This window comes from Nocardia sp. NPDC058480, assembly GCF_042720495.1.
GTDB lineage: Bacteria > Actinomycetota > Actinomycetes > Mycobacteriales > Mycobacteriaceae > Nocardia.
Genome location: NZ_JBHXMN010000001.1, coordinates 372,488 through 386,640 on the forward strand (window position 1 = coordinate 372,488; position 14,153 = coordinate 386,640).

Consider the following 14,153-nt stretch of genomic DNA (forward strand, 5'->3'; position numbering starts at 1 on the left):
TCCCCCCAGGACAAACGATGGACGGAACCGGGCATGCCCTGTCCAGTGGCTAGTGTCGACCGGGTGCCCGACAACACCGTTCAAGCCGCGTATTCGGCCATCCATACCCTCTACATCGAGGTCTGCGGCCACCTCGAATTCCTCGACCCTGAGGACACCACCTTCGCCCGCACCCATCTGTCCCCCGGCCCGGTCCTCGACCTGGGCTGCGGCCCCGGCCACTTCACCAAATTCCTCACCGACGCGGGCATCCCCGCCACCGGCATCGACATGGTCCCCGAATTCATCACCCACGCCCGAACCACCTACCCCGGCGTCCCCTTCGAACTCGGCTCGCTCCGCACCCTGAACGCCCCCACCGATTCCGTCCCCGCCATCCTCGCGTGGTTCTCCCTCATCCACCTCGACCCCACCGAACTCCCCACCGTGCTGGCGGAATTCCACCGAGTACTCACCCCCGGCGGCCGCCTGGTAATCGGCTTCTTCGAATCCACCGACACGGTCGAATCCTTCCCCCACAAAGTGACCACCGCCTACCGCTGGCCCACCGATACCCTCGCCGAGGTTCTCGCCACAGCCGGCTTCACCGAACAGGCCCGCCTCCAACACCCAGCATCCGGCGACGTCCGCTCCCACGCAGCGCTGGCAGTAGCGAAGTCGTCATCCGATACCGACCTGCACCGACTGAGCTAGCTCGCTGAGGACCTGAACACGGCCGAGCTCATGGGCCGCGCATGGTCATGAACGGTCGTGCCTCTCTCGGCCGGCTCAAGCGGCGAGGACCAGCTGGGCGGCTTCGATCCGGTCGGCGCGGTTCACCCGACCGACCAGCCGGGCCACCGCCTCGGCGACCTGCGCGGGCTGCTCGAAGATCACCGAGTGGCCCGCGCCGTCGATCTGCACGAAATCCGCGTAGTCGACGGCGGCGGCCATGGCGACGGAATGGGACGGGGGTGTCATCAGGTCGGCCGAGCCGCACAGGATCAGGGTGGGGATGGTCGAGAGGGTGGACAGGGCGGCGGTGCGGTCGAAGGTCTTGAAGGCGCTCAGGAAGCTGGCCATGGTCACGATCGACGTCGCGTTGTGCATCGCCTCGGCCAGCGTGAGCACACGCTGGCTGACCTTGCGATCACCGAACTCGGCGGCGCGAACGACCGGGGCGAAAACCTTGCAGGCCAGCAGCTTCACGTGCTGCATCAGGCGCGGTGCCCGCCGAACCGCCGCCTGGAAGCCGGCGATGATCGGGTTACGCAGCAGCCGCCCGAAGCCGGCGTCGGCGAGTCCGCTCGCGGCAGTGGCGACGAGCCCGACGCCGACGATGCGGGTCCCCACCTCGTGCCGGTACCGGTCGACGTAGGTCAGCACGGTCATGCCACCCATCGAATGCCCGACCAGCACGACCGGCCCGGTCGGGGCAACGATGTCGAGCACCTCGTGCAGATCATGAGCGAGCTGTTCGATGTTGTAGGTCTGCCTCGACGCCGCGGCGGAGTCACCGTGCCCGCGATGGTCGTAGCAGACGACCTTGGCATCGGAGTGCTCGCGCAACAACGCGTCCCGCACTTCCGCCCACGACTCGGTCCGCAGGCAGTGCCCATGAATCAGGACAACCGTCAGATCCGCGTCCCGCCGACCGTATTCCCGCACCGCGAGCTCCACACCGTCACCGGTCGTCACCGAAACACGACGCTCGCCCGAGTGGGCGATCGAGCTGATGTTCGACATCGGAACCTCCGGTTCGCGTGCGGTGACAGCATCAACTCTGCGCCCGATCAGGTGCCGTTATCAGGACCCCGAGTGCTGGGGCCGCTCCCCCGAGGGTGCGCAGAATCCCACCAAGGTGCCACCCGTCACGGTCCTTGACTAAATTTTCAGTCAGGTTCTACAGTGCTGGTAGCCGGAAGGAGAAGGCAGATGCGACGACGCACGTTCGTCCAGACCACGCTGGCCGCACTCGGCAGTGTGCTGGGCACAGGCTGTGTTGACACCAGCACGACAACCGACGACGGCAGGCCCTGGTTCATGCCAGAGGAGGGGCAGCCACACAAGCGCACCTGGATGGCCTTCGCGGCCGATGAACGGATCTGGGGCGCCGACCTGGTCCCCGAGGTGCAGCGCAATCTGGCCACCATCGCCACCACGATCGCCCGCTTCGAACCGGTCGCCATGCTGGTGCGCCCCGGCGAACTGGCCCAGGCGCAGCGCTTGATCCGCACCGCGAACGTAGAGCTGATCCCCACCGACCTCGACGACCTGTGGATGCGCGACACCGGCCCGGTGTTCGTGCGCAGCGGAAACGCCAAGGCCGGTGTGGATTTCAACATCAACGGCTGGGGCGACAAGCAGGAGTATCGCGCCGACGCGAAGGTCGCGGAGTTCGTCACCGCGCGCGCGGGCGTCGAGACCAGGCACACCGATCTGGTGCTCGAAGGCGGCGCGCTCGAGGTCGACGGCGAGGGCACCGCGATCATCACCGAGAGCTGCGTGCTCAACAGCAATCGCAACCCCGGCTGGAAGAAGCGCGATGTCGAGGAGGAGCTCGACTACCTGCTCGGCATCAAGAAGGTGATCTGGCTGCCCGGCATCGCCGGCCGCGACATCACCGACGGGCACACCGACTTCTACGCCCGCTTCACCGGCCCCGGCGTGGTCGTGGCCGGACTCGACAACGACCCGGACTCCTTCGACTACGACGTCACCCGCCGCCACCTCGACATCCTGCGTGCGGCCACCGACGTCCACGGCCGCCCCGTGCAGGTGGAGGTGCTGACCGGGCCGTCGACCGTGCGTGAACAGTTCGAGAGCGACGACTTCGCCGCCGGCTACATCAACTTCTACGTCTGCAACGGTGCCGTCATCGCTCCCGAGTTCGGCGACCCGGCCGCCGACAGCGCCACCGCGGCCACTCTGACGCGACTGTTCCCCGGCCGCGACGTGGTGCAGATCAATATCGACGGCATCGCCGCTGGTGGCGGTGGCATCCACTGCACCACGCAGCAGGAACCCGTCGACTGAGCCGCGCCCGGCGGATTCGCCGCCGGGCGCCCGGCCCTACTGTGAGGAATCGTGTCGGAACGTCGAACCCAGATCCTGGAAGCCGCCGTCCGCGTCATCGCTCAGGACGGCGTGCGCGGACTGCGGATCGAAAAGCTCGCTGCCGCGGCCGAAGTGTCAACGGCGCTGATCTACTACCACTTCAAGGACCGCGCCGGCGTCCTGCGCGCTGCCCTGGAACACATCAACCACCGCGCCCAGTCCTACACCGACTCGACCGCCACCGACCCCCGCGCCCGCGTCGAACAGATGCTCCTGCAAGAACTCCAGGACGCCCCCGAAGTCCGCGAAATCAGCATCGCCTGGGGCGAACTACGCGCGAGCGCCGCCTTCGACCCCGACCTCCGCGCCCCCCTGCGCACCACCACCGAAGCCTGGAATTCCGACGTCGAAACCCTGATCCGCCAGGCCACGGACTCCGGCACTGTAGCCGCCACCGTCGACCCCACCGCCAGCGCCGAACGCCTCACGACCCTGGTCGAAGGCCTCAGCGAACGCTGGCACAGCGGCTCCCTCGACCTCGACCGCGCCCGCGAACTCCTCACCGGCGCAATCGAACTCGAACTCCCCACCAAACGAGGCGACTCCTAGAGGTGGCGGGGCTCCGGCTACGGCACGATCAGCTCCTCGCGTGCACTGGCTCCGCCACGTCGCTGGCGCGCGCCGCGCAGCCAGTGCATCATCCGGTACATCAGCTGCGTGGCGCCCGGCATGAAACCCGAGCCGTGGTGGAAGGACGCGTCCATCGTGCTGACAACGACCTCCGCGGGGAACGTGCCCGCGTCGTAGTACATCAGGGTGTTGCTGTGTCCGGGAATGGCCCGGTACGCGTTGCCCCAGGGATCGTCGGGTGCCGTTTTCCCCTGGTCCAGTTCCTCGAGCCGAACCAGTGGCACGGCGGTCTCGGGGTGGGTGAGCACGCCGTGATAGTGCCAGTGCACCGCATCGTCGGCGAGGCCGTCCCAGAACGGGTGCTCCCGATTGACCGAGCGCCGTCCGACGTCCTCGCCGATCCGCCATGCCCAGAAGTTCGTGCCGCGCAGCGTCTCGGTGGTGCCGGGCAGCCAGTCGCCGACGGTGTTCTCGCCGTCGATGTACATCCGCGCGCCGGGTGTGTCGAGGAAGCCGACGAGAATCGGTGCGATGCGCGCGAGCACACCCGGGTGCAGCCTGGCCGCGACATAGACGGCGTCGAATCCGTCGAGTCCGCCCGGCCGCAGATCGGGTGCGTACACGTCGGTCAGATCCATCGCGCGGACGGCCGGATCGCGCAGATCCGAGAGGTGGAAGAAGCTACCGGTGTGGACGAAGGCGACGCGGGTCATCGTGCCACCGCCAGCGCGCCCTCGAGGTGGGCGAGCGTGCGCTCGCCCACCTCGGCGGCGGAAGTGCCTGGACGGGTGAACGCCGCCATGTCGTTGCCGAGATGCAGGATCACCTCGCCTGCTCCGAGCGGGTAGGCCACGTCCACCGGGAGGCGACCCGGACCGATCCCGGTGATCACGACGGTGTCCGCAGGCAGATCGACGAGATAGGCGTGCGAATAGAACCCCGCTACGCCGATGCGCTCGAGATCGGCGAACGAGTGCGTTCCGGGCACGCCGGTGTTGAAGAGCACGTCGCGGCGGTCGACGCCATCCCAGATCGGATGCGATCCCGTCTCGGTGAGCCACAGGTCGCGCGTCGTGTGGAAGTCGAGCTTGCGATGCTTCGGCATGCCATCGATGAACCGCTCCATCGGGTGTCCGTTGACGAGGATGCGCCCGCCCGCGCGCACCCAGGCCGACAGCCGATCGGCCCGTGCGGCGAGGAAGCGCTGATCGCAGGCACCGCTGACCGCGATACCCGCGAAGGCGTCGAGGTCGATCCCGTCGAGGTCGTACACGTCGCGGACGGCGACGCGAGGCGTGTCCTCCGCCCGTGCGGGACGTTGGACGAGTTGCAGGATCGGCGGCATCGAGACTCCTTGACCGGAGGCGGAAACGGAATAATTATGGTGAGGCTAACCTAAGACCAGAGCGGTCCACTCGGCGACCTCACAGCGCTGAAATCGGAGATGTGTACCCGATTTCCCCTTCATATTAGGTGAGGCTATCCTATGCTCCACCCGGGGCGTCCGAAGCTCTCCAGCCTCCCGCGCCACGTCTTGACTCCCGAATAGAGGCTCCATGACCAACCGTCCGAACCGCGCCTTGCCGACCGTCAGCGCGGCGATCGCCCTGGCTGTCGCCCTGAGCGCCTGTAGCGCAGATTCCAGCGACGCGAGCGCCGGCCCGAGCGGACCCGACACCGCAAGCGAACTCACCATCGCGCTGGACAAGGACTCCGGGCCCATCAACCTGTTCGCGGGGGCGAGCGATCAGCTCATCGAACTCGTCTACGACAAGCTGCTGGCGCCGTCGCCCTACGTCGACGACCCGCAGCCGTGGCTCGCCACCCAGGTTCGGCACATCGACCCGACCACCTGGGAAGCCGATCTGCGCACCGACGTCACCTGGCAGGACGGTGAGAAGTTCACACCGGCCGACGTCGTGTTCTCCTTCGAGTACATGCACAAGGCGCCTACCGGCCGCTACACACACCACGTCAACGACACCCCGTACGTCGATCGCGTGGCCCAGATCGACGCTGACACAGTGCGTTTCGAATGCCGTGACGCCTGCCCGTCGCTCGCCCGCGTCACCCTCGCGGATCTGCCGATCGTCGCCGAACACATCTGGGCCGGGGTCGACCCGACCAAGGCGAAAACCGTGCAGACGCTGCCGATCGGAACCGGGCCGTACCAGCTGACGGCCTACAGCCCCACCTCGGGATACACCTTCAGCGCGAACAAGAACTACTTCGCCGGAAAACCCACGGTCGATACCCTCACCATGCCGGTCATCACCGACCAGTCGGCGACGTTCACCGCCTTGCAGTCGGGCGAGATCGATGCCACCACCCGCACGGTCAGCCCCGAACTCGTCGCGCAGTTCGAGCAGTCGAAGAGCCTCGACTCGATCACGACACAGGCACTGAGCTTCCCCGAGATCAAAATGAACTTCGGCAAGGCGCCGCTGAATCAGCCGGAGTTCCGTCGCGCGCTCTCCGACGCCATCGACAAAGAGCAGATGCTCGACGTCGTCGCACTCGGCCAGGGACGCGCTGCTACCCAGGGCTACCCGCACCCCGACGCCCCGTTCGCGAACGCGAAGAACTCCACGCCGACCGACCGGAACGCGAGTGTCAGCGCGCTCGACAAGCTCGGCTACCGCGACACCGATAACAACGGCGTGCGTGAGATCGACGGCACACCGCTCACCCTCACCATGTTGGTGAATTCGGCTCTGCCGCAAGATGTTCGGGCCGCGGAACTGGCCGCCGAGGACCTCGGCAAGGTTGGCATCGAAGTCCAGCTGGAGGGGATGGACGCCGCGGCGCTCGCGGCACGCTCCACCGCGAAGACCTACGACCTCGCCGTGAGCTCGATCGGCGCGCACGGTGTCGCCGACCCCGACCAGTTCATCATGTCGCACCGCTCCGGGTACCTCTGGGCAACGAACGCCGCATGGCCCGAGTGGGACCAGAAGTACACCCAGTGGCTGGCACAAACCACCCATGAGAACCGCATCGCCGTGATGCAGGATTTGCAGACGATCCACAACGCGGCACCGACGACCGTGCCGCTGTTCTACCCGGAAGAGCATTGGGCCGTCTCGCACACCTACGGCGGCTGGATCGAGAGCCCCGGCTACGGCATCGTCCACAAGTGGTCGTTCCTCCCGGCAGACGTCGTGACCGCCGCGCACTCGAGCACGGTCAAGGCGATCGTCGAGCTCACCGGCACCGCACCGGCCACCGCGGTCACCGCACCACCGGCCTCGAAAGAGCACGGGCACTGACGACCTCAGGCCACCGGCCGTCACCACGGCTGGTGGCCTGCGCTCATCGAGAGGACACCGTAGATGAAGAGGCCGGACAGATCGTGGCCCTCGCGGCTCGGCCAGTACGCCGTGGTGCTGTGGGTGGCTGTCACCCTCAACTTCGCACTACCGCGGCTGGCACCGGGCGACCCCGCGCTGGTCATGTTCACCGGAGAGGGTGACCCCTCCCCCGAGGAACTCGCCGAACTCGGCGAACTGTACGGATTGAACGATCCTGTCCTCGTACAGTATCGGCGGTTCTGGACCGACCTGCTGCACGGCGACCTCGGCCTCTCCACCGGCCACAACCGGCCCGTGACCGACATCCTCATGGAACGGCTGCCGTGGTCACTGACGCTGGTCGTGCTCGGCCTCGTCGGTGCCGTCCTGGTAGGAACCCTGCTCGGGGCGTGGTCGGCGTGGCGGCGCGAGGCCGGTCGTCCCGGGCAGGACAAGGGCATGCTCGTCGGCGTGCTGACCGTCGACTCGATGCCGGGATTCTGGGTCGGCATGCTGCTGATCGCGGTGTTCTCCGCACAACTCGGTTGGCTGCCGTCGTACGCGTCGGCGCAACTGCCCGACGGGACGTTCGCCTGGTTGGCCGAATCCGGCCGCCGAATCATCATGCCGCTGTTGACGATGATGATCACCACGATCGGCACCTACTACATGCTCGCCCGAGCATCGATGACCTCTGTGCTCGGCGAACCCTTCATCCGCCTCGCCCGCGCCAAAGGTCTCCCCGAACGTCGCGTCGCCACCCGGCACGCGCTGCGCACCACACTGCTGCCCATCGCGACCAATGCCGCGATGGCGGCCGGGGCTCTCGTCTCCGGTGCCGTCGTGGTCGAGACCGTGTTCTCCTACCCCGGGCTCGGGAAGGTCATCGCCGACGCGGTCAGCGCGCGCGACTATCCGCTGCTACAGGGCGCGTTCCTGCTCGCCACGGTCGGCGTGATCCTGGCGAATATCCTCGCCGATCTGCTCTACCCGCTACTCGATCCGCGCGTGCGGCACGCCCGACAGGTGGTTGCCGCATGACGCGCTTTCTGGCCGGTTGGCGATCCCTGTCGGTGACGAGTCGCCTCGGTATCAGCATCGTGCTCACGCTGTGCGTCGTCGCGATCTTCGCCCCATGGTTCGCGCCATACGATCCCGACGAGCGTGTCACGCGGCCGTTCGCGGCGCCATCGCTCTCGCATCCGCTCGGTGCCGACGATGTCGGGCACGACCTCCTCAGTACCCTCATCTTCGGCGCGCGCCCCTCGCTGCTCGTGGGCATCATCGCCGCGATCGTGGCGACCCTGATCGGCATGCTCATCGGCATTACGTCGGGTTACCTGCGCGGGACCGTCGATACCGTGCTGATGCGCATGGTCGATGTCGTGCTGTCGATGCCCGTCGTACCGCTCACCCTGGTGATCGGTGTGTTGGCCGGGCCCGGGATCGGCACGCAGATCTTCGTCATCTCGATCGCGCTCTGGGCTCCGATGGCACGCGAACTGCGCGCACAGGTGCTGAGCGTGCGTGAGCGCGACCATATTCACGCGTTGCGCGCCATGGGCGCGCGCGATGGCTACGTCCTCACCCGGCACATCGTTCCCGCCATGGGCACGCTCGTCGCGCCGCAACTCGTGCTCGCGGTCAAGAGCGCGGTGCTGTTGGAGGCGACGCTGGGGTTCCTCGGGCTCGGCGATATCACCGCGATGAGCTGGGGAATGATGCTGAATGTCGCGAATGACCGCAGTGCGTTCCTCACCGACGCGTGGTTGTGGTGGGTGGTGCCGCCGGGGCTGCTGATCGGGCTGACCGTGCTGGGATTCGCGCTCGCCGGTGATGCTATGGAGCGCACCGCGGTCGGGCGGACGGTCCGAACCGGACGGACGCCTGGAGCTGGTCGGACACTCCGAAGGGGTTGGGCACTCCTGGCCGGGCGGCCCGCGAAGCCACGCCCTGCCGAGGCGGACGCTTCCACCGCACCCGATCTCGACGCCCCATTGCTTCGCATCGAAGGTCTCACCGTGCGCTACGGCGAGAGCGCGGCAGGCGGCTGCACCGACGTCGATCTGACGATCCCGCGTGGTCAGGTGCTCGGCCTCGTCGGCGAATCGGGGTCGGGCAAATCGACGGTCGCAGCGGCGATTGTCGGCCTCATGCCACCGGCGGCCCGGATCGTCTCGGGCCGCATCCTGCTCGGCGGCATCGACCTACTCGCTCTCGATGACAGCGAACGTCGCGCCCTGCTCGGCGCGCGCATCGGTCTCGTGCCACAGGAGGCGCAGTCCGCGCTGAACCCCGTGCACCGCATCGGCGACCAGATCCGCGAGGCGATCCTCATCCACAGCGACGCGTCGCGCGATCGAGCGAAGGAGCGCGCCCGCGAATTGCTGCGGATGGTCGGCCTGCCCGAGGAGAGATATCGCGCGTTCCCGCACGAACTTTCGGGCGGCCAACGTCAGCGCGTCGTCATCGCGATCGCACTGGCGAACGAACCCGAGTTGCTGGTCGCCGACGAGCCGACAAGCGGCCTCGATGTGCTGGTGCAGCAAGAGATTCTCGACCTCATGGACGACCTCCGCACCCGACTGTCGTTGACCATGGTGATCGTCACCCACGACCTGCCCATCGTGGCGCAAACCGCCGATCTCGTCGCCGTCATGCGAGCGGGTGCCGTCGTCGAACAGGGCGACGCGGTCGCGGTACTGACCGATCCGCAGCATCCGTACACCCGCGACCTGATGGGCTCGATGCCCGACATGACCGAGTTCGAGAGGGCCTTGTGACGATGGAGACCGTAGCGATTGCGGCCGCGGAGTCCGAGGATCTCGCCGGACGCGAGCCGGTACTCCGGGTCGCCGGGCTGACCGTGCGGTACGGCAATACCGTCACCGTGCGCGATGTGCACCTCGACCTTCACCCCGGCGAGACGGTGGCCCTCGTCGGGGGCTCGGGAGCGGGCAAGTCGACCGTCGCGAAAGCGATTGCCGGACTTGTCGTCCCGTCGGCAGGGTCCATCCTGCTCGATGTCTGCGCCGAGGGCGGCGAACTCGTCGACCTACTCGCGGCATCCGCGTCAGTCCGCCGCGCGGCCCGCCGCGCCGTGCACCTCGTGATGCAGGATCCGTACGCGTCCCTGCCGCCGCACCGCCGGGTCATCGATATCGTCGCCGAGCCCCTCGTCATCCACCGCATAGGCGGTGCGACGGAACGGGAAGAGGCCGGCCGGTCAGCACTTCTGGCTGTCGGCCTCGACCCCGCGCGCTACGCGCATCGACTTCCCCACGAACTCTCGGGTGGCGAACGCCAACGCGTCGCCTTCTCACGGGCGATCGTGACGCGACCCGCGGTGATCCTGGCAGACGAACCGACAGGCATGCTCGACGCCACCCTGCGCGCCGAGGTATCCCAGCTCATGGGCGATCTCGCCCGCGACAACGGCACAGCGATCCTGCACATCACCCACGACCTCGCCCTCGCCGCCCACACCTGCGACCGTGTCGTCGTCATGGCCGACGGCGCGGTCATCGAGCAGGGCCCCACCGCACAGGTACTCCACAACCCACAACACGCGACAACCGAACGCCTCCTGACCGCGGCCCTACGCGGGTCGCGCCGCGTCAGATCCGCATGACACGAACCGAGTTGCCGCAGAGCATGGTGCCGCCAAGATCACCTCAGGCGCAACGGATTACACGTTGAAGCGGAAGTCGCACGAATGCCGAAGCCGAACAACCTCTACCCACGAGCCCGCGATTGGGGCGTGCAATCCCTCTGGCAACCCGCGTTGCTAGAGATACCGTCGCGGTAATAATCACCGTCGGCTGATCGCAACGAGCGCATCGGTCAAAGGTCGGCGGTGCTGGCCGATGTCTCGAGAGCGTGCAGAGACACATACCGCTGTCGCTGGGTGAATGCGGATCCGCGGCCAACACCCCTGTGCGGCAATGGATCAACGAGCTGCCGGTGCACGGGGTCACCTACGCGCGTCAGTAGAAAGACCTGGTACGCGCCGCCAGTCCATCCGTCCGAACGAGACTCGTCGATCACACGAGCGATCTTTCGGTCCACAGGGTCGGCTGATGCCCGCAACCGATCCGCCGACGTCGGAGACCAATCGATATTGTCGCGACGATGCTGGATGCGAGGAATGTCGATCTGAATGTGGGAGTCGACGTAGAACGCGATACGGTCCACCGGCCGAAAGAAACGGCTGGGTTGGCACACGTATGCATAGCTCCGCCGATAAAGGGGCCATGCATCTTTCGCGGCGACGACAGCGGTGTCGGCAACGGCTATCGGACGCTGCGCGTACTGGTCCATCGCTGCGCTCACTTGCTGCAACCACTTGGCGGCCGATGTATCGATGAAACCTGCGACCTCGAGGACTCGCCGAATCTCGAACGGAACGTCGACGTTCAGCAAGCTGTCGTGATGAGCGAGCCGATTGCGAAACTTCCGCACGCCCTCGACAGCGACCGCCAGTTGCTTTCGCTGGCCGGTTGAGTTCGGGAACGCGCGGTGGAGGCAGTCACGCCACAGTTGCTCGTACTTCCGCCCCAGCAGACCTGACCAGAATCCGAAGCTGAGGCCGGCAACGATCTGATGTCGTGACTCGCGGTTCATCGGACGCAGACGTGTACGGACCGAGCAGGTCCCACACATCGGTCGCGCAATAGTCCCCGGGCATCCGAAGATGCTATCCTGTTCAAGAACGCCCCAGTGTCGCCTCTGAAGCAATTCATGCGCCTGGGGCTCCTTCAATTGGCCTCAGGCGCAACGGATTACACGTTGAAGCGGAAGTCGCAGACGTCGCCGTCGTGCATGACGTATTCCTTGCCTTCCATACGGACCTTGCCCGCCGCCTTGGCAGCCGCCATGGAACCCGCTTCGACCAAATCGTCGAAAGCGACGAGTTCTACCTTGATGAAGCCGCGTTCGAAGTCGGTGTGGATAACGCCCGCGGCCTTGGGGGCGGTGTCGCCCTGGTGGATGGTCCAGGCTCGGGATTCCTTGGGGCCTGCGGTGAGGTAGGTCTGCAGGCCGAGGGTGTGGAAGCCGGCGCGGGCGAGGGCGTGCAGACCCGGTTCGGTCTGGCCGATGGACTCGAGGAGTTCCAGGGCGGATTCGTCGTCGAGTTCGAGGAGTTCGGCTTCCACCTTGGCGTCGAGGAAGACGGCGTCGGCGGGGGCGACGGTCGCGCGCAGTTCGGCGAGCTTGGCCTCGTCGGTGAGGACGGATTCGTCGGCGTTGAAGACGTAGAGGAACGGCTTGATGGTGAGCAGGGAGAGCTCACGGAGCAGTTCGGCGTCGATCTTCTTCCCCGCGGCGAACAGGGTGGTGCCCTCGTTGAGGAACCCTTCGGCGGTCTTGGCCGCGTCGAGCAGGGGCTTGCGGTCCTTCTTGATCCTGGCTTCCTTCTCCAGGCGCGGGATGGCCTTCTCGAGGGTCTGCAGGTCGGCGAGGATGAGCTCGGTTTCGATGACCTCGATGTCGGCGGCGGCGTCGACCCGGCCGTCGACGTGGATCACGTCGTCGTCGGCGAACACCCGCACGACCTGGCAGATCGCGTCGGCCTCACGGATGTTGGCGAGAAACTTGTTGCCCAGGCCCGCGCCTTCGGAGGCGCCCTTCACGATGCCCGCGATGTCGACGAACGACACCACGGCGGGCACGATCTTCTCGGAACCGAAGATCTCGGCGAGCTTGTTCAGCCGCGGGTCGGGCAGCGGGACCACGCCGACGTTGGGCTCGATGGTCGCGAACGGGTAGTTCGCGGCCAGCACGTCGTTCTTGGTCAACGCGTTGAACAGCGTCGACTTTCCGACGTTGGGCAGGCCGACGATTCCGAGGGTGAGGCTCACAAGGACCAGAGTCTACGGGTCCGCGACCGCGCCCGAACCACCGGAACCCGCCCCGTCGGCCGGGGCGGGTTCCAGCGGCGATCAGGGAACGAGGACGACCTTGCCCAGGTTGGCGCGCTGCTCGATCACCGCGTGTGCGGCGACCGCGTCGTCGAGCGCGAACTCGGCGTGCACGACCGGGTGCAGCAGACCGGAGGCGTAGTACTGCCAGACCTCCTGGCGCAGGTCCTCGTAGCGAGCCGGGTCGCGCTGGGCGAGACGGCCGATCCGGAAACCGGTGAGGGATTTGCCGCCCGCGAGGAGGTCTTCGGTGTCGATGAGGCCGCCACCGGTGCCGTAGGTGACCACGCGCCCGCCTTCGGCGAGACCGGCGATGGCACCGCCGAGGCCGGTGCCGCCGACGCCGTCGAGGGCGTAGTCAGCCTGCTTGCCGCAGTGCAGCTGGTCGTAGGTGAACACCTCGTCGGCGCCGAGTTCGCGCACGAAATCGATCTTCGACTCGTCGGACACCGCGCCGACGACCCAGCTCGCCCCTCGCACCTTGGCCAACTGCACGGCGAGATGGCCGACACCACCGGCAGCGGCGGTGACCAGCGCGGTTTCGCCCTCGCGCGGGGTGGCGGTGTCGAGCGCGCCGAGGGCGACGAGCCCGCTGCGCATCAGCGCCACGGCGTCGACGGCCGAGGCGCCGTCCGGGATGGCCGAAACCTGGTCTATCGCGAGGATGACGTACTCGGCGTAGGCGTCAGCGGTACACAGGCCGACCACGCGGTATCCGGCGCTGTAGCCGTCGACCCCGTCACCGACCGCGACGACCTCACCGGCCACCTCCGCACGCACTTGCTCTGCTTCGCCACTGATCCGCCGAATCGCCGACAGGGTGACCCCGATCGCCTCGACCCGCACCAGCAGCTCGCCTGCACCGGGCACCGGCACCTCGGCCGCGACGACTTCGAGCGCCTCCGAACCACTGCCGCGCTCGTACTGAACCCGTCGCATGACACCTCCTACGTAATTGAGCGAAGCGCAAGATTAACCGGCTGACCTCGCGTTTCCACAGACCGTGCACCTAGGAGTGCGAAATCTCACCGCGTCCGCCGCGTTGCGGAGAGGGGGCCTTCCGATGCTGGATACCCCGCCTGGAGGTCGGGGACGCGTGGGTAATGCCACACCGCGGACGAATGGGTCGGCAAGCGCGTGTCGGCGCGGCGAACGATGTTCGGTGAGCGACTGCGGCGTTCCGGCTCCCGGCTGGTCGAGTTCCGGCGCGGCGGCGAGGGAGTCCGCCCGCGCTACCCGAACGGATGACCTGGTCGCCACCAGCATTGTCGGCGTA

General features: G+C 67.1%; 13 protein-coding genes. 7 read left to right on the top strand and 6 right to left on the bottom strand.

All coding sequences use genetic code 11. The features are described from left to right. Positions 1-63 precede the first annotated feature (63 nt). The gene (locus ACFWO8_RS01740) at positions 64-693 is read left to right on the top strand and encodes a class I SAM-dependent methyltransferase (protein ID WP_378940582.1); all 630 of its coding nucleotides are present in this window, start codon (positions 64-66) and stop codon (positions 691-693) included. Positions 694-768: 75 nt separating this feature from the next. Here the strand turns inward: ACFWO8_RS01740 and ACFWO8_RS01745 are convergent, their stop codons facing one another. Beyond that, positions 769-1,725 carry an alpha/beta fold hydrolase gene (locus ACFWO8_RS01745; protein WP_378940583.1) on the bottom strand — a complete coding sequence of 319 codons (957 nt, stop codon included), beginning with the start codon at positions 1,723-1,725 and terminating at the stop codon, positions 769-771. Positions 1,726-1,914: 189 nt separating this feature from the next. On the opposite strand from ACFWO8_RS01745, the gene ACFWO8_RS01750 reads away from it, so the two are divergent. Further along, positions 1,915-3,015, top strand: a complete 1,101-nt coding sequence (locus ACFWO8_RS01750) for an agmatine/peptidylarginine deiminase (protein ID WP_378940584.1) — start codon at positions 1,915-1,917, stop codon at positions 3,013-3,015. A gap of 51 nt (positions 3,016-3,066) precedes the next feature. After that, complete coding sequence (locus ACFWO8_RS01755) at positions 3,067-3,645, top strand: TetR/AcrR family transcriptional regulator (RefSeq protein ID WP_378940585.1); 579 nt, start codon at positions 3,067-3,069, stop codon at positions 3,643-3,645. 17 nt (positions 3,646-3,662) lie between these two features. Here ACFWO8_RS01755 and ACFWO8_RS01760 read toward each other — a convergent pair whose 3' ends face one another. Both ACFWO8_RS01760 and ACFWO8_RS01765 read right to left on the bottom strand, forming a co-directional pair. After that, on the bottom strand, positions 3,663-4,379 hold the full coding sequence (locus tag ACFWO8_RS01760) for a hypothetical protein (RefSeq protein ID WP_378940586.1): 717 nt from the start codon (positions 4,377-4,379) through the stop codon (positions 3,663-3,665). Beyond that, a complete protein-coding gene (locus ACFWO8_RS01765; RefSeq protein ID WP_378940587.1) occupies positions 4,376-5,011 on the bottom strand; it encodes a hypothetical protein in 636 nt (211 codons plus the stop codon). Before ACFWO8_RS01765 ends, ACFWO8_RS01760 begins: the two co-directional genes overlap by 4 nt. Before the next feature lie 211 nt (positions 5,012-5,222). Between ACFWO8_RS01765 and ACFWO8_RS01770 the strand changes: the two genes are divergently transcribed. The 4 genes from ACFWO8_RS01770 to ACFWO8_RS01785 all read left to right on the top strand — a co-directional run bounded on the left by ACFWO8_RS01770 (position 5,223) and on the right by ACFWO8_RS01785 (position 10,587). Continuing rightward, positions 5,223-6,935 carry an ABC transporter substrate-binding protein gene (locus ACFWO8_RS01770; RefSeq protein ID WP_378940588.1) on the top strand — a complete coding sequence of 571 codons (1,713 nt, stop codon included), beginning with the start codon at positions 5,223-5,225 and terminating at the stop codon, positions 6,933-6,935. A gap of 63 nt (positions 6,936-6,998) precedes the next feature. Continuing rightward, the gene (locus ACFWO8_RS01775) at positions 6,999-7,997 is read left to right on the top strand and encodes an ABC transporter permease (RefSeq protein ID WP_378940589.1); all 999 of its coding nucleotides are present in this window, start codon (positions 6,999-7,001) and stop codon (positions 7,995-7,997) included. Further along, complete coding sequence (locus ACFWO8_RS01780) at positions 7,994-9,739, top strand: dipeptide/oligopeptide/nickel ABC transporter permease/ATP-binding protein (RefSeq protein WP_378940590.1); 1,746 nt, start codon at positions 7,994-7,996, stop codon at positions 9,737-9,739. Before ACFWO8_RS01775 ends, ACFWO8_RS01780 begins: the two co-directional genes overlap by 4 nt. A gap of 2 nt (positions 9,740-9,741) precedes the next feature. Then, entirely contained in the window at positions 9,742-10,587 is an 846-nt protein-coding gene (locus ACFWO8_RS01785; RefSeq protein WP_378940591.1) for an ABC transporter ATP-binding protein, read from the top strand. A 212-nt stretch (positions 10,588-10,799) separates the two neighbouring features. On the opposite strand, the gene ACFWO8_RS01790 is transcribed toward ACFWO8_RS01785, so the two are convergent. The 3 genes from ACFWO8_RS01790 to ACFWO8_RS01800 all read right to left on the bottom strand — a co-directional run bounded on the left by ACFWO8_RS01790 (position 10,800) and on the right by ACFWO8_RS01800 (position 13,816). Further along, positions 10,800-11,579: a hypothetical protein gene (locus tag ACFWO8_RS01790; RefSeq protein WP_378940592.1), complete on the bottom strand. Its 780-nt coding sequence runs from the start codon at positions 11,577-11,579 to the stop codon at positions 10,800-10,802. Positions 11,580-11,737: 158 nt separating this feature from the next. Then, positions 11,738-12,817 (bottom strand): redox-regulated ATPase YchF, encoded by a 1,080-nt coding sequence (gene ychF, locus ACFWO8_RS01795; RefSeq protein WP_378940593.1) that lies wholly within the window; start codon positions 12,815-12,817, stop codon positions 11,738-11,740. Positions 12,818-12,898: 81 nt separating this feature from the next. Next, the gene (locus ACFWO8_RS01800; RefSeq protein ID WP_378940594.1) at positions 12,899-13,816 is read right to left on the bottom strand and encodes a zinc-binding alcohol dehydrogenase family protein; all 918 of its coding nucleotides are present in this window, start codon (positions 13,814-13,816) and stop codon (positions 12,899-12,901) included. Positions 13,817-14,153 lie beyond the last annotated feature (337 nt).